At 61.2% G+C, this 18,273-nt stretch carries 2 protein-coding genes; both read left to right on the forward strand.

The window, feature by feature from the left end:
- Positions 1 to 7 precede the first annotated feature (7 nt).
- Positions 8 to 3,412 (forward strand): amino acid adenylation domain-containing protein, encoded by a 3,405-nt coding sequence (locus HDE76_RS20395; protein ID WP_343205745.1) that lies wholly within the window; start codon positions 8 to 10, stop codon positions 3,410 to 3,412.
- Between the two features lie 248 nt (positions 3,413 to 3,660).
- The coding region (locus HDE76_RS20400; RefSeq protein WP_255481709.1) for a non-ribosomal peptide synthetase at positions 3,661 to 18,273 on the forward strand (14,613 nt) is incomplete at its 3' end.

Here is an 18,273-nt window from a genome sequence, read left to right on the forward strand (position 1 = left end):
AACGGCCATCGCGAGTCTCTGGTCGGAGTTGCTGGGTGTCGAGCGGATCGGGCGCAACGATCATTTCTTCGAACTCGGCGGGCATTCGCTTAGCGCCGTACGCATGTTATTGAAGCTGCGCAAGCAATACGGCTGTCAGATCGCGATGGGCGAATTGTTCGAGCATCCCACGGTTGCCGCCCTCTCGAAGATGATCGAGCACTCTTCCGGAGAGAGCGACGAGCTGCCGATGCCGACGATTCCGCGTGATACAGCACTTCCACTTTCGTTCGCCCAGCAACGACTGTGGTTTCTTGCGCGTTTCGATGCAGCCAATCCGACGTATCACATCCCTGTTGCCTTGCAGTTAACCGGCGAGGTCGATCGTTCGGCACTGACGAAATCGCTCGCGACGATCTTCTCCCGCCACGAAGCATTGCGTTCGATGTTCGTCAGTCGCCGTGGACAACCGGAAGTCGCGCTGATCGATGCTGATCGGACACCGGCCATCGCGGATATTGACCTGTCGGCCGAAGGTGCCGCGGCGACCCTGGACGATGTCATGGCGATCGAGGCGGCGGCGCCGTTCGACCTCGAACACGGTCCGCTGATTCGGTTCGCACTGGTTCGGCTTGGCGCGCAAAAGCATGTGTTGTTGATCACGCTCCATCACATCGTCGCCGATGGATGGTCCATCGATATTCTCGTGCAGGAGCTCAGCCATCTTTATGGTGCGTTTCGTAGCGGGATTGTTCCCCAACTTTCTCCGTTGTCCGTGCAGTATCCAGACTATGCCGCGTGGCAGAAGCGGTGGCTCGATGGCGATCGCCAACAGAAGCAACGCGAGTACTGGATCACTCAGCTAAAGGGCGCGCCGGCTTTGCTCGAACTGCCGGGCGATCGCCCGCGACCGGTCAAGCTCGATCATGCCGGCGGTAGCGTTCCGATCGTGATCGACGAACGCACCACGGCTGCGCTGAAAGCATGGAGCCACGAACGCCGGGCCACTCTCTTCATGGTGTTGACCGCGGCATGGTCGGCCGTATTGTCCCGGCTCTCAGGCCAGGACGACATTGTCATCGGCAGCCCCGCAGCGAACCGCGAACGTCCGGAAACCGAAGGCGTCGTGGGACTTTTCGTCAACAGTCTGGCCTTGCGGATCGGCCTGTCGCCGCAAGTGACGGCGACCGGATTGCTTGATCGGGTCCGGCAGGTCGTACTCGAAGCACAGGATCACAAAGATCTTCCGTTCGAGCAGGTCGTCGATATCGTGCAGCCGCCGCGTCGCACGAACCACACGCCACTGTTCCAGGTGATGTTTACCTGGCAGGGCCAGACCCGGCGCGAGCCGGTCCTCGACGGACTTGAAGTGCGCATGGCCGATGCGGGTCAACCTTTCACCAAGTTCGATCTGGAACTTTTCCTTGGTGAAGATGAGGGATGCATCGTCGGGGGTATGAATTACTCGACGGCATTGTTCGACCGGCCGACGATTGAACGGCACGTCGGCTATATCGGCGCGATGCTGCAAGGCATGGTGGCCAATACTACGAAGGAGGTGCAGGCGATCGCATTGCTCGGCGACGATGAACGCCGCTTTCTTCTGCATGAATGGAACAGCACGGCTGTGCCGTACGATCAGGAGATCGCACTGCACATGCTTTTCGAAGCGCGTTGTCGCGCGATGCCGGATGTGATTGCCTTGCAGTGCGAAGGCCGGACGATGAGTTACGTCGAACTCAACCAGGCGGCGAATCGGTTGGCGCACTTTCTGGTTGCCAGTGGTGTAGGCGTTGGCGATCGGGTAGCTGCGTGTGTATCGCGCGATATGACTTCCGTGGTCACCCTCATGGGCATATTGAAGTCAGGTGCGGCGTATGTGCCGGTAGATCCGTCATATCCGGAAGACCGGATTCGCTTCATCGTCGAGGACGCGCAGCCGCGCCTCGTCGTCTGCGACGGGCAGGCGCGAGGCGCGGCCGCGAGGGCTCTGGGCGGTTCCGCGATGCTTGTCGACGTGAGCGAGGCGATCGCGCGCAGCGATCTGCCTACCACCGATCTGGGCCTGACCATCCGGGCCGACCAGATCGCCTATGTCATTTACACCTCCGGTTCGACCGGGCGGCCAAAGGGCGTCATGGGCATGCATCGCCCCGTGGTGAACCTGATCGAGTGGATCGCAAGCGAGTTCACCGTAGGTCCGAACGACTTGATGTTCTTCACCAGCTCGCTTTCGTTCGATCTCTCGGTGTACGACATTTTCGGCATCCTCGCGTCCGGTGGATGCCTGCGTATCGCGACACAGGATGAACTGTCGGACCCGCGTTTGCTCGCACGCGCGCTGATGACTTCGGGCGCGACGTTCTGGGACTCGGCGCCGGCCGTGTTCCAACAACTGGTCCCATTCTTCGGTGCGATGGAAACGGGTCCCGTCTCCTCGCTCAGGCTCGCGTTCTTCAGCGGCGACTGGATTCCGCTCGAGTTCCACGACGTGCTACGGCGGCACTTCCCGAATTGCCAGATGATCGCCTTGGGCGGCGCGACCGAGGCCACCGTGTGGTCCAACTATTACCGCGTCCAGAGCATCCGGCCGGAATGGTTCAGCATTCCGTATGGACGGCCAATTCAGAACGCCAAGTACTACGTGCTCGACGATCGTTTCGAACCGGTGCCTTGGGGCGTGCGAGGCGATTTGTATATCGGCGGCGAATGCTTGACGGCCGGTTACTTCAGCCGCGATGACCTCAATCAAGAGCGCTTCGTGGTCGATCCTCATTCCTCGGTGGCGGGTGCGCGCATGTACCGGACTGGCGATCTCGCCCGGCTCATGCCCGACGGCCAACTGCAATTTCTAGGGCGTAACGATCAGCAGGTCAAGATTCGAGGTTTTCGCGTCGAACTGGGTGAGATCGAGACACGCCTCACCGAGCATGCGCGAATCCGCGATGCAGCCGTTGTGTTCGGTTCGCCGCTCGGCGGCGACCGACGTCTGCTGGCCTACGTGGTGCCATCGGGCGATGGCGGCGTGACTGCCGTTGAGCTTCGTTCGTACCTGCAGGCGCTGGTGCCGGAGTACATGATTCCGTCCGCTTTCGTCAGCCTCGACGCCATGCCACTCACACCGAATGGCAAAGTGGATCGAAAGGCGCTGCCGGAGCCGGATGACAGCGCCTTTGTCCATCGAAGTCACGAAGCACCTTCGGGTGCCGTCGAAGAGGCCATCGCAGCGATCTGGATGGATCTGCTCGGCCTGGAGCACATCGGACGCCACGATCACTTTTTCGAACTCGGTGGCAACTCGCTATTGGCGATCGCCATGCTCGAACGCCTTCGCGACAACGATATCGAGTTGGACGTCCGCACGCTCTTCGAGCACCCCGTTCTTGCCGACCTGGCCATGTGCTGTAACGAGATAGAGGAAGTTCGTCTATGAACATCAAGGAATTGCTGTCGGCCTTGGAACAGTCGGGCATCGACATAAAGGAAGACAACGGCACTCTCGTGGTTCGGGGTAACAAAGGTCGACTCGACCAGACGCTTAAATCGGCGCTTGCCGAACACAAGGGCGAATTGCTTCGAATGCTTCGTGCTGGCGAAATGAATGACGGCGCCGGGCATGCGCGCAACGTCGAGCCGGCGCTTCAGGCGCTGCCTAGAGGCATCGAACGCATCACGCCGGACATGCTCTCGCTTATCGATCTCGAGCAGGACGATATCGATCGCATCGTGGCAGCGGTGCCTGGCGGCGTTGCCAACATCCAGGATATTTATGCCTTGTCGCCACTGCAGGACGGCGTGCTGTTTCATCATCTGCTCGCCGAGCAATCCGATCCGTACGAACTGCGGACGTGGCTGACTTTTCCTAACCGCGATGTGCTGCAGCGTTTCCTCGATGCTGTGCAGCGCGTGGTCGATCGGCACGATATTCTTCGCACGGGATTTGTCTGGTCGGGCCTTTCTACGGCCGCGCAAGTCGTGCTTCGTTCGGCGCGCCTGCGCGTCGACGAGATAACGGCGACTAACGATCACGCCGATCCAAAGGCGGCCATCGAAGCGTGGCTGGAAGTTCATTCCATGCGCATGAACGTGACCGCCGCGCCGCTGCTTTCTTACACGGTGCTTCACGACAAAATATCCGATGCCTGGGTAGTGCTTCAACGGATGCATCACCTGGTCGGCGATCACTCCACGCTCGACATGCTTCATGGCGACGTGCACACGATCATGGATGGGCGCGAAGCGGACCTCCCAAGGCCAACTCCTTACAAGGCTGCCATTGCGCGCATGCGCCGATCCGGTGCCAGCGAGGAACACGAGGCGTTCTTCCGGGAGCTGCTGGCTGACGTGACGGAACCGACACTGCCGTTCCAGTTGGTCGATATACAGCAGGACGGCCGCGCCATGGTCGAGTTTGGAGAGCATCTGCCGACCGATCTCGTGGCGCGGGTGTTCGCCACCGCACGCCGACGTGGAGTGAGTGTCGCGGCACTCTGCCACACCGCCTTCGGTCAGATGGTGGCGCGCGCATCCGGCAGGGACGATGTGGTTTTCGGAACGGTGTTGTTCGGCCGTCTGAGCGGGGATAGCACGGCCAATCGTGCGGCCGGTGTGTTCATCAATACGCTTCCTTTTCGCTTGCGACTCGGCGACGACGCCGTACTCGATGTAGTCAAGCAAGCGCAGGCCCGGCTCGGTGCGTTGCTGCATCACGAACATGCTCCCTTGTCGCTGGCGAAGGCATGCAGCGGCTTGCCAATGACGTCACCCCTGTTCAGTGCTGTGCTCAATATGCGGCATTCGGCCGAGGTCGCCATTGCACCGGATGCCTTGCCGACTTTGCTATCGACCGTTGCCGTCACCTCGAACACGGAACGTAGCAATTATCCACTCGGCGTCTCGATCGACCAGGGCAGCGACAGCTTGCAGATATCCGCCCAGACAGTGCGCGAGATCGATCCGCAGCGGATCGTTTCGTATATTCGCTGTGCGCTGGTTGATCTGTGTGATGCGCTGGAATCCGATGCCAGCGTGCCGGCGCACACCTTGGAGATCTTCGATCGTAGCGAACAGTCCGTTGTCGCCGATGCGCTCGATACGATCCCTGCCGCCACGGATTTCTGCACACTTTTCGATCGTTGGGTCGACGATGCACCGGAGGCATTGGCGATCGTGCATGGACCAACGCAGCTTACTTATGGTGAGCTGGATGCACGCGCGGAGACGATCGCTGATCTTCTGGTTGAGAAGGGTATCGGTGTCGAGTCGCTCGTTGTCATCTGTGCCGAACGCGGCATCGTGCCGGTAGTTTGCATGCTCGGTGCCTTCAAAGCCGGCGCTGCTTATGTGACGCTGGATCCTGCGCAAGGCAGGGACCGCCTCGCGCACATGCTGGACGACACCGGGGCTTTTTTCGTGTTGTGCGATGCGACCGGAGAGCTCGCGCTTGAAGGTTTGACGAGCGGTCGTGTCGTTCGAGCGGATCGCCTTGCTGCCGATTCCACCTTGAGTACGCATCGTGGCGAAGCGACAGCGGCGGTGCGCGATCCGCGGCGTCTGGCTTACGTGGTCTACACGTCAGGTTCCACGGGTCGTCCGAAAGGCGCGATGATCGAACACCGCGGCTTGGTCAACCTCACGATCGATCACGCCGCGCGCTTCGGCATCGCTCCGGGAAGCCGCGTACTTCAGTTCGCCTCGCTAGGCTTTGATGCCAGCGTTCTGGAAATCATGCTCGCGCTCGGTAGCGGCGCGTCCTTGCATATCGCTCCGGACGACGCACGTCATGACATACGCAAGCTCTGGTCTTATATCGATGCTCAGCGCATCAGCTTCGGCGCTCTCGTGCCGTCGTTCATCCAGGGTGTCACCGACCTGCCGCCGCTGGCACATCCGCTAACCCTCATCTTGGGCGGTGAAGCACCTTCGCTCGACCTCATGCGACGCATGAGTCGTCTTGCGACGATCCACAATGGTTACGGCCCGGCGGAAAACACGGTCTGCACGACGATGTGGGCGTTCCAGCCCGACGCTGAACGGGTATTGCTGGGCACACCGATCGCGAACCAGCTCGTCGACATCCTGGATAGCCGTGGCCGGCTCGTGCCGGACGGTGCCATCGGCGAATTGGTCGTCAGCGGGGTTGGCGTGGCTCGTGGCTACCTCAATTTGCCCGAGCTGACCGCCATGCGCTTCTTTGTCGATGATCGCGTGGGTCAAGCGGTCGGCCTTCGTTACCGGACGGGTGATCTCGTCCGCCGCGGGCCTGAAGGTTTACTCGAGTACATCGGTCGCATCGACAACCAAGTCAAGCTGCGCGGCTTCCGCATCGAACCGGGCGAAATCGAAAACCAGTTGCGTCTCCATCCTGATGTCGCCGAAGCCGTGGTGACGGTTCGCGACGATGCCGGGACGATGCGCTGCCTCTGTGCGTATGTCGTGCGTCATGCACAAGCCGGCCACTCCGGTGTGGATGTTGACGATTTGCCGAACGCCTTGCGTACGCATCTGGCGACTAAGGTGCCGGAGTACATGATCCCCGCATGCTTCGTCGCGATCGATGCGATTCCGCTCACCGTCGGTGGAAAGATCGATCACCGCGCGCTACCCATACCAGACGACACGGCCTTCGCGAGACGTGCCTATGAAGCTCCGGCCTCGATGGTGGAAGAGCGCCTTGCGGCGGTGTGGCAAGCGATTCTGCAGATTCAGCGCGTGGGTCGCCGCGATCACTTCTTCGAACTCGGTGGTCACTCACTGAATGTCGTTACCCTGATCGGACGGCTGCAAAAGGAAGGCCTTTCGCTCACAGCGAAGGATGCCTTCAACCATCCGGTGCTGAGCGATATGGCGAAGGCCATCACGCAGGACGTGACGCGTGGGGCGCCTGCCAACCGTATCCCGGTGGGAGCTCAGACGATCGAGCCGTCGATGCTGCCGCTGATCTCGCTGACGGTTCAGGACATCGAGACGATCGTATCTGTCGTGCCTGGAGGCGCGAGCAACATTCAGGATATCTACGGCTTGACGCCGATGCAGGACGGCATTCTTTTCCATCATCGTCTCGCGTCGGGTGTCGATCCGTACGTTCTCGTGACGGACATGGATTTTCCGGACCGGTCTGTCGTTGACGCGTTCCTAGGCGCGGTCGCCACGGTCGTGCAACGGCACGACATTCTGCGTAGCGCTTTTTTGTGGGAGGGTCTTTCGCGTCCGGTCCAGGTCGTGCTGCGTAGCGCAAACTTGCAGGTGACGGACCTTTCGCTAGCTGATCACGCGAACGTCGCATCAGTCGATGTCGATGATCTGGTGAGTCAGTTGCCGTTGCGTCTGGATGTCGGCTTGGCGCCGTTGCTCCAGTACATCGTCACGCACAACGGGGTCGACGGCGGGTATCGCGTCCAGCAGCGATATCACCACTTGATCGGCGACCATTCGACACTCGACGTGCTGCGTTCGGAAGTCTATACCCTGCTCGAGGGACGCGGTCACGAATTGCCTGATGCGGAGCCCTTCCGCGAACAGTTGTGGAAAATCGTGCAAGGTCCCGCCGAGGCTGAGCACGAAGCGTTCTTCCGCGACATGCTCGGTCACATAACCGCACCGACCTTGCCCTTCGGTCTATCCAATGTGATGCAGCACGGCCGTGCTGTCGTCGAGGCGACGGCCGAGGTCGATCCGGAAATCACCGCACGCCTTCGCGATCATGCGCGCCGTCTTGGCGTGAGCGCTGCCAGCTTGTGCCACTTTGCATGGGCGCATGTATTGGGACGAACAGCAGGCACGGACGATGTCGTCTTTGGTACGGTGCTACTCGGCCGCATGCAGTCGGGGCGCTCGTCCGAACAAGGCGTCGGCCTGTTCGTCAATACGTTGCCCTTGCTCATCACGCTCGACGATCGGCCCGTAAGTACGGCGGTGCGTGACGTGCATGATCGCCTTGTTTCGCTGGTGCACCATGAGAGCGCCTCGCTGGCCTTGGCGCAACGTTGCAGCGGCGTACAATTGCCGTCGCCGCTCTTTAGCGGTGTATTCAACTATCGTCACAATCGAACGGTTGCGCTCGACGGCATCGACGAGGATAACCACGCGATGCGCGACGTGCGCTTCGTCAAGACGGTGGAGCGCACCAATTATCCACTCACGATGTGCGTGGACGATTTCGGCGACCGGCTTGCACTGACGGCGCTCGTCGAGACGCCGCACAGCCCGGAGCGGTTGGTCGCGTACATGAGCACGGCGCTGGCCTCGCTCGTCGATGTACTGGATCACGGCGCGAATGCCAAGTCGAGCCGGATCGAAGTGCTGCCCGCAGAGGAACGAGACTATGCCCTCGCTGGACCTATCGCAGCGAGCGACAGCGGCGCCATGCGCGACACGATCCATCGCCGTTTCGAGCGTATCGTTCGCCGGTTTCCCGAGAGGATCGCCGTCACCAGTCCAACGACGGCGCTGAGCTACGACGCGCTCAATCGACAAGCAAATCGTCTGGCACATCATCTCGTCGAACTCGGCATCACCAGCGACGATCACGTCGCGATCTGCGTCAAGCGCGAAGCCGACCTACTCGTAGCTATCCTCGCTGTGCTCAAGGCGGGTGCATCGTATGTGCCGGTTGATCCGGTATATGCATCCGATCGTATCGACCGCATTCTGGAAAGCGCCAAGCCAGCGCTGGTCGTCGCCGATGCGCTCGGATGCGCCGCCTTGGCCGCTGGCTCGCAAGCCATCGATGTCGTCGATATCGATCGGCCCGATGCGTGGTCGATGCAATCGTCGGACGATCTCACCGTCGAGGTGTCTTCCGACGCCGTTGCTTACATCATCTACACCTCCGGCTCCACCGGCGAGCCCAAGGGTGTCATGGTCGAACACCGCAACGTCGACCGCTTGTTTGACACGACGGCAGCACAGTTTGCGTTCGACGAAAACGATGTGTGGAGCTTGTTCCATTCCTACGGGTTTGACTTCACCGTGTGGGAGATTTGGGGTGCGCTGCTGCATGGTGGTCGTCTGGTCGTGGTTCCGCATGAGGTCGCACGCTCGACAGGCGATTTCCTTGAACTGGTGGCCCGCGAAGGTGTGACTGTGGTCAACCAGACCCCTAGTGCCTTCAAGGCCTTCATCCACGCGCATACCAGCCACGCTCCGATACCCTCCTTGCGCTACATCGTGCTCGGAGGTGAGGCCATGGACACCTCCGTGTTGAACGACTGGTACGGGATTTACCCGGAAAATCGTCCCGAGCTGATCAACATGTACGGCATCACGGAGACCACCGTCCACGTGACCTATCGTCGCCTGGGACCGGCGGATGCGTTGTGCTCGTCCAGCCCGATCGGTGCACCTCTCGACGACCTTGCGATCTATCTTCTGGATGCGCATAGGCAGCCGGTTCCCGTCGGCGTGGTGGGGGAAATGTATGTAGGCGGCGCGGGCGTGGCTCGCGGATACAAAGGACGTCCCGACCTCACCGAACAGCGATTCCTGGCCGATCCGTTTGCGAACAGCGTGAACTCGCGCATGTATCGCACCGGCGACCTGGCGCGGCGCGACGAGGATGGCGAACTTGAATTTCTTGGCCGTAACGACCAGCAGGTCAAGATCCGCGGCTATCGCATTGAGTTGGGTGAAATCGAGGCGCGATTGAGCGAGCATCCAAGCGTTTCGCAGGCCGCGGTGATTGGTCGCGACGACAGCGGAAGCATGCGCCTCGTTGCCTATGTGATTCTCATCGGTCGCGAGCAGGCGAGCGACAACAGCGTGCTCATGGACGATATTGCAGCGCATCTCGAAGCGCGCCTTCCGTCGTACATGCTGCCGTCGGCTTATGTGCCGATCGATGCCTTACCGTTGACGATCAACGGCAAGCTGGACGTCAAGGCGCTGCCGAAACCAGCGGCGGCATCATCCTCGCGTTCGGACGAACCCGTTACACCTGGCGAACGATTGCTCGCGGATCTGTGGTCCGGATTACTCGGCGTCGATCGTGTGGGTCGCAACGACGATTTCTTCCGCCTAGGCGGTCACTCGCTGCTTGCGGTTCAGTTGATCGAGCGGCTGCGCCAGGCCGGTCAGCGGCTCGAGGTCAATCACATTTTCTCGGCCTCACTGCTCGCTGACATGGCGCGCGAGCTTGCGCCGCTCGATGCACATGAGTCGATGGCCGAAGGCGTTCCCGACGGTGTCGTGCGCATCGTGCCGTCGATGCTGCCACTGGCGAACCTCAGTCAAGAAGACATCGATGGCATCGTCGCGTCCGTTCCCGGCGGCGTGGCCAACGTGAAAGACATCTACGGCGTGACACCTTTGCAGGACGGCATCCTATTCCATCACATGCTCGCCGCGGGCCGCGATCCGTACGTGATGCTTAGTCATCTGGTTTTCCACGAGCGCGATCTTCTGGATCGTTTCGTCGCCGCCTTGAACGTATTGATCGAACGGCACGACATCTTGCGCACATCGTTCGTCTGGGACGGATTGTCGGAGCCCCATCAGGTGGTGGTCCGACAGGCGACCTTGCCCTTGATCGAGATGGCTGGCCTGCCCGGCGCTACTGCGACGGAGCGGCTGCACGCGCGCTTTGATCCGAAGAGCCTGCGCATGGATCTGACTAAGGCGCCGCTCGTCCAGCTTGCGGTGGCAAAGGATGCGGTCGAGGATCGTTGGATTGCAGTCTTGCTACGGCATCATCTGGTCGAAGACGCCGTGTCGGTGAGGATATTCCGCGACGAACTCAAGACCATTCTTGAAGGCGATGCGCATCTGCTGCCTGCCGCCCCGTCCTTCCGGGCGCTGGTCGCGCAAACGCGGGGCGGTGCCAGCAAGGCCGAGCACGAGACATTCTTCACCAGCATGCTCGGCGATGTCACCGAGCCGACGCTGCCGTTCGGAATCGATGGCGCCTATGTGACGGACGATGTCGGCGAGGCCAGGATGTCAGTGCCTGATGCGGTAGCGAATCGTCTGCGTGACGGCGCCCGGCGCGCAGGAGTCAGTCTTGCCAGTTTGTGCCATCTTGCCTGGGCTCACGTCATCGCGCGGACGAGCGGCCGCGATGACGTTGTCTTCGGCACCGTTTTGTTTGGACGGCTGCAGGGCACGGCAGGCGCTGACAGGGCTGCGGGTCTCTTCATAAATACGCTTCCGCTGCGCGTCGCTGTCGCGAACGAAAGCATCCATAACCAGGTCAGGGAAACCCATCGTCTGCTGGCCGAACTCATGTGCCACGAACACGCGTCGCTCGCCGTGGCGCAGCAGTGCAGCGGAGTCCCCGCGGGCACCACGCTGTTCTCCTCGCTACTCAACTTCCGCAACCTGCTTCCGTCACAAGGCGACGCCGAGGACGGCGATCATCCGCTCGCGGCCGTGGAGTGGAGCATGGGCGATCGCTTCACGAATTATCCCGTGAGCATCGCTGTCGAGGACTACGGCCAGGCGCTGGCGCTGATCGGACAGGTCGTTGCGCCGTTCTCGGCCGAACGTGTTTGCGCTTACCTGTGTCGTGCGCTGGAGGCTCTTGCCGATGTACTGCATCAGGACATGGATGCAGGCGATACCGCGTTGGAGATGCTTCCCGCTGGCGAAATCGACGAGCTAGTGGTTCGGCTCAACGCGACGGCAAAGATTTTTCCAGACAGCTGCTCGATCTACCTTACTGACTTGATCGACGCGCAATGCGAACAGACACCTACGCATACCGCGCTGGTGTTTGGTCAAGAAGCATGGACCTACGCCCAGCTCGACAGCGAAGTGCGGCTTGCGACGCAACAGCTCGTAGCGGCCGGTGTGCGACCTGACGATTACGTCGGCGTGTGCTCGGCGCGAGGACCCTGGATGCTCGTTGCCATGCTAGCCACGATGCGGGCGGGTGCGGCTTATGTGCCGCTCGATCCGTCGTATCCGCGCGAGCGTCTCTTGCAGGTCGTTGAAGATGCCGGACTCAGCCTGATCTGCGCGGACGGGATGGGCGTGCGCGCGTTGGGCGAGTCGATTCCCGAGCAGAGTGCGATCGTCGCGCTTCCCGATCCAGGCGGCCGACCGGCATGGGTCGATCAGCCGACCAGCGATATAACGCGCGACGTCCGTGGTGACGCTCGAGGAAACGCTGTCGCCTATGCCATCTTCACGTCGGGATCCACCGGACGACCGAAGGGCGTCATGGTCGAACATCGATCCATCGTCAACTTTATCCTGAGTGCCAAGGACGATCTCGCTTTCGGTCCGGAAGGGCGGGTGCTGGGATTGACCAGCATTTCGTTCGATATCGCTGCCCTTGAGCTGTTTCTGCCGCTGGTGACAGGCGCCACCCTGGTGTTGGCGAGTTCTACCGAAATCGCCGATCCGTACGCGATACAGGCTCTGCTGGCACGTCACCCGGTTGACCTGATGCAGACCACGCCGGCGCGCTGGCAGTCCTTGCTCGACAGCGGGTGGAAACCGTCGCCCGGGCTTCGCATGGTGTCTATCGGCGAGCCGCTCATCGCCGCTTTGGCCGGGCGGCTCAGTGCTCACGATGGCATGTTGTGGAATGCTTACGGTCCCACCGAAACCACGGTCTGGTCGACCATCGCGCGCATCGAATCTAATGCGGTGGTGGATCACGGCAGGGCACCATCCATCGGCCGTCCCGTGGCAAACACCCGTATTTATCTGCTCGACGAGTCGCTGCGCCTCGTGCCGTTCGGTGTGCCTGGCGAGATTTACATCGGCGGTGATGGCGTCGCGCGCGGATATCTCGGGCGCGCGGATCTTACGGCAGCACGCTTTCTCGATGATCCGTTCTGCGCCGATGCCGACGCGCGCATGTACAAGACCGGCGACCTCGCGAAGTATCGTCCCGATGGAACGATCGAACATCTTGGTCGCAACGACGATCAATTGAAGTTGCGTGGCTTCCGCATCGAACTGGGCGATATCGAATCCTGTCTGCTCGACCATCCGGCGGTGCGTCACGTTGCCGTTCGTAGTTGGCGTGGCGCTGCGGACGAGGCGATGTTGGTGGCGTATGTGGTACCGGCTAGCGGCTTCGAAAGCATGACGTCCGCAACGATTTCGCCACTGCTGCTTGCCCATGCGCGCTTGCGGCTACCCGAGTACATGCTGCCTTCGGCCTTTGTCGCGCTGGCATCACTGCCACTGACGCCCAACGGCAAGGTCGATCGTGCGGCATTACCGCCCCCGGTCAGCACGTCGAAGATGGATGCGTCGGACACGGCTCCGCGGGGTCCGCTGGAGACGCGCCTGGCAGCGATATGGTGCGACGTTCTCGGTGTCGATGCGGTGTCGAGGGAAAGTCACTTCTTCGAATTGGGCGGAAACTCGATTCTCTCCGTGCGTGTAGTCGAGCGGTTGCGGAAGAGCGGCCTCACGCTCGAGCTGCGATCCATTTTCGCTCATCCGGTATTGCACGAACTTGCTGCGCTGATCGTGGCAAGAGAGGTCGTTGTCGCTGCATCGGTCGGCATACCCGAGAACGCGACGGCGATCACGCCGGACATGGTTCCGCTCATCGATATCGATCAGGATGGCCTGGACCGCATCATCGCCTCAGTACCCGGTGGGGTGGCGAACATACAGGACATCTATGCCCTTTCCCCGCTGCAGGATGGCATCCTGTATCACCACCTCAGCGATCCCGCCAACGATCCCTACGTCATCACGCATACGACGACCTTCGCATCGCGCGTCGAGTTGGAGGCCTTCGTCGCGGCGGCGTCGAAAGTCGTCGCACGGCACGACATTCTGCGAACAGCGTTCCTCTGGGAAGGGCTGTCCATGCCTGCGCAGGTGGTTCTCCGATCGGCCGATGTGGCGTGTTTTTATGTGGATGGTCCGTTGCTGGATGTTCCGGTATCGCAACAGTTATCAGCGCATGCCCAACAGGATATTTTCGATCCCACGGAAGCTCCGCTGGTTCGCTTCTATGCCGCGGAAGACGCTGCCGCAGGCACCTGGTACCTCTTTCAGCGCATGCATCACCTCGTCGGCGATCAGGCAACACTGCAGGTTCTGGCACGCGAGGTCGCGGCATTCCAGTCCGGCCTCGAAAATAATCTGACCTCGCCGCGGCCTTTCCGTGAGTTCATCGAACGGACGCGCGCTGCCGCCGCAACCGACGACGACCGCGCATTCTTCGAATCGATGCTCGGCGATGTAACCGAACCGACGCTTCCCTTCGGTGTCGCGACCGTGCATGCGGCGCAGGCCACCTTCCTGCATGCGCGCAAGCTGCTTTCCAGGGAATTGGTGGCGTCGATACGAGAACAGGCAAAAAGTCACAGAGTGAGCGTGGCGAGTGTCTGCCATCTTGCGTGGGGTCTCGTCGTGGCGCGGGCCGCGGGTCAAACGGACGTCGTGTTCGGTACCGTGCTGTCGAGCCATCAAGCGTCGGCAGAAGCGGATGAAGCCGATGCCGGCATGTTCATCAATACCTTGCCGATCCGTGTGCAGCTTGCTGATCAAGGTGCGCAGAGCGGCTTGCGTGCCGTGCAGGCTTCGTTGGCGGATCTGCTGGCGCATGAGTACGCCTCACTCGCTCTCGTGCAGCGTTGCAGCCAGGTGCGTGCGCCGGACCCCCTGTTCAGTTCGATCCTCAATTATCGCCATCATGCCACTCCGCATGTTTTAGACACCGATGCACAGTGGGCGCATGTCGAAGAGCAGCTGGCTCGGATCCATGCCGGTGAACGGACCAACTATCCGCTCGCTTTGTCCGTCGAGGATTTTGGCGACGCGTTGGCCTTGACGATCGATGCGGTCGCTTCGCTGTCTGCCGCGCGCATTCTTTCCTATGTGGAAGTCGCGTTGGCCAGCATTTGCTCCGCACTGTCCAACGCTCCGTCCCGGCATCTTCACGAGCTGGATGTGTTGCCCACGGATGAGGTCGCGTTGCTGTCACGGCGACACTCTGATGCACGCGTGCCGCTGGATGCGCACGTGCGCATCCATCACCTCATCGAGGCACAGGTACGGTGCTCGCCGGATGCGTTGGCCGTACGGGACGATGACCGCGGCCTGACCTACCGACAGCTCGACGAGTGGGCCAATCGTGTGGCCCATCGATTAGTCGAAGAGGGCGTCGGTTCGGGCACGCTCGTCGCTCTTTGCGCCGAGCGTAGTGTTGCTCTGGTCATCGGCATGCTTGCCGTTCTGAAGGCGGGCGCGGCTTATGTGCCGATCGATCCAGCGTATCCCCGCGAACGCGTCGATCAAATGCTGGTCGACGCTTTGCCCCGGGTGATCCTCACCGATCAACGTTCGCGTGCTCTGGTCGCTGATTCAGCCTGCGCTGCTTCGACGATTCTGCTGGACGATGTCGGCACCGGCAACGTTCTCGGAGAATGGTTGTCATGGCCCGGCACGCCGCTTCCGCGCAGCGAGGCAACGCACGCCGATGACCTGGCCTATGTCATCTTTACCTCGGGTTCGACTGGCCGACCCAAGGGCGTGATGGTCGAGCATGCCGGCGTCGTGAACCTGCTGCGCTCGATGGAACGCGTGCGGGTATTGGATGAGAACGATCGCGTGCTGGCCATCACCAGTGTTTCGTTCGACATTGCTGCGGTCGAGCTGTTTCTGCCGCTCTTGCACGGCTCGGCCATCGTCATGGCTACACGCGCACAGGCCGTCGATCCGATGGCCTTGCAGCGAGTGATCGAGGATCACAAGGTGACCTTCATGCAGGCCACGCCGAGCACTTGGCGATTGCTGCTGGACTCCGGCTGGAACGGTACGCAAGACCTCAGCATGGTCTGCGGCGGCGAAGCCATGACGGCCGATCTCGCCGCACGTTTGACGACGCGTGGCCGTGACCTGTGGAATGTCTATGGCCCCACGGAAACCACCATCTGGTCGACAGGCATACGCATCGAGCGCGCGACGACTGGCGAGCAGCCCACGCCGACACTCGGCTATCCGTTCGACAACACACGCTGCTACGCCTTGGACGGCATGGGGCATCTGGTCCCGATCGGAGCGATCGGTCATTTGCATATCGGCGGCGCCGGCGTGGCGAGGGGTTATCTCAATCGTCCTGGTCTGACGGAAGATCGGTTTGTCGCGGATCCGTTCGATGATGGCTCTCATCCGCGCATGTACCGAACCGGCGACATGGTTCGTGTTTTGGAGGATGGCTCGTTCGCATACTTGGGACGTAATGACGACCAGCTCAAGATTCGCGGCTATCGGATCGAACTGGGCGAGATCGAATCGCGCCTGGTCACCCATGCACGCGTGCGCGCAGCAACCGTGGTGGCACGACCCGACGCACACGGCGACAAACGCCTCGTCGCCTATGTCGTACCGGAAGCAGCGTACGAGGGACGCGTAGGTCACCACGGGTCCGCACCAGGCTTTAGCCTTTTCTTCTTCGGCGCAGAACCTTCAGGTAGCTCGAACCGTTATCGGCTTTACCTGGACGCCGCGCGCTTCGCGGATGAGCACGCGTTCGAAGCGATCTGGACGCCGGAGAGGCATTTCCATAACGTCGGCATGCTGTATCCCAACCCTTCGGTGTTGAACGCGGCGCTGTCCACGATTACCAAATATGTAGGACTGCGAGCCGGTAGCGTCGTCGTGCCTCTGCACGATCCGATCCGCATCGCCGAGGAATGGGCTGTCGTCGACAATCTGTCTGGCGGACGTGTCGGCATCGCCGCGGCGTCTGGCTGGCATCCGCGCGATTTCACACTAGCCCCCGAGCGTTTTGCCGTGCGAAAGCAGGCGATGGCCGATGGCATCGAGACGATACGTCGCCTGTGGCGCGGCGAAACGATCCAGCGCATCGATGGCAGTGGAAAGCAGGGCGAAGTCAGGGTCTATCCGCGCCCCGTGCAAGACGAGTTGCCGCTTTGGGTAACGGCGGCCGGGCACCCCGATACTTTCATCCATGCCGGACGGCTGGGTGCAAACGTTCTGACCCATCTGCTCGGCCAGAACATCGCGCAGTTGTCCGAACAGATCATCGCTTACCGGCATGCCCGCGCCGAGGCCGGACTCGATCCGTCGACCGGACGCGTCACCGTGATGATTCACGCTTACGTGGGCGATGATCTCGACGAAACACTAGAACGCGCACGCGGTCCGTTCATGCGTTACATGCGTGAGCATTTGGGCTTGCTTGCCTCCTGGGCAACCAGTCTTGATCTGGAAGTGGACGACGTCGACGACGAGGCCAAGGAAGGGATCGTACGGCTCGCCTTCGAAAGGTATTCCCGCACGGCATCGCTTATCGGCACACCGCAAGGGTGCGTGTCGGTGGCGCGACAGCTCAGGCAGGCAGGCGTCGACGAGATCGCTTGCCTTATCGACTGGATGGACGCGGATGATGCCTTGGCCGGTCTGCCAGCATTGGCATCGCTGCAGGCGCTGGTGTGTCGCGACGTGGATCGCGACGACATTCGTTCGCATCTGGCGAGTACCTTGCCGGATTTCATGCTGCCGTCGTCTTTCGTGGTACTCGACGCGTTCCCACTCACTCCCAATGGAAAGATCGATCGACGAGCGCTTCCGGACCCGGATCGAGACAATGGCGAACGCCCGGAGCACGAGACGCCGCACGGGGAGCTGGAGATGTCCATCGCCGACATCTGGTGCGAGCTCCTCGGTGTCGCGCAGGCGGGGCGACATGATCGCTTTTTTGATTTGGGCGGTCATTCGCTGCATGTAGTGCGGCTCCTCGGGCGCGTTGCTCAACGCTATGCCGTGCAGATGCCGGTGTCGGCGTTGTTCTCCAACCCGACGCTCGCCGAACTTGCCCGAACGATCCAGGAACATCTGGACCAAACAATTGAACCGGCGCTACCTGCCATTCGCCCGGTTTCGCGTGATGGGCGACTGCCGCTCTCTTTCGCGCAACAACGCCTGTGGTTCCTTGCGCAAATTGAGGACGTGAGCGCTACCTATCATGTGAGCACAGTGTTGCGCTTGCGCGGCGCACTCGATGCGGTGGCGCTCAAGCACAGCCTCGATACCTTGTTTGCACGACATGAATCGCTGCGCACGGTGTTTGTCAGCAACGAAGGTGCGCCTTACGCGAAGTTGATCGACGCATCACGCGGCGTAAGCATGCAACATCACTCGCTCGTGGGTATCGCGGATGGCGATGCTGCCCTTCGACAATTGGCGAATGAAGAAGTGTTGCTTCCCTTCGATCTGGCACGAGGGCCGTTGATCCGTGCTCGCCTCGTGGCGATGGGTCACAACGAACACGTACTGCTGTTGACCCAGCACCACATCGTGTCGGACGGCTGGTCGATGGACATTCTGCTGCGCGAGCTGGTGGCCTGCTACGAGGCC

Source organism: Rhodanobacter sp. ANJX3, assembly GCF_014200755.1.
In the GTDB taxonomy this organism is placed as follows: domain Bacteria; phylum Pseudomonadota; class Gammaproteobacteria; order Xanthomonadales; family Rhodanobacteraceae; genus Rhodanobacter.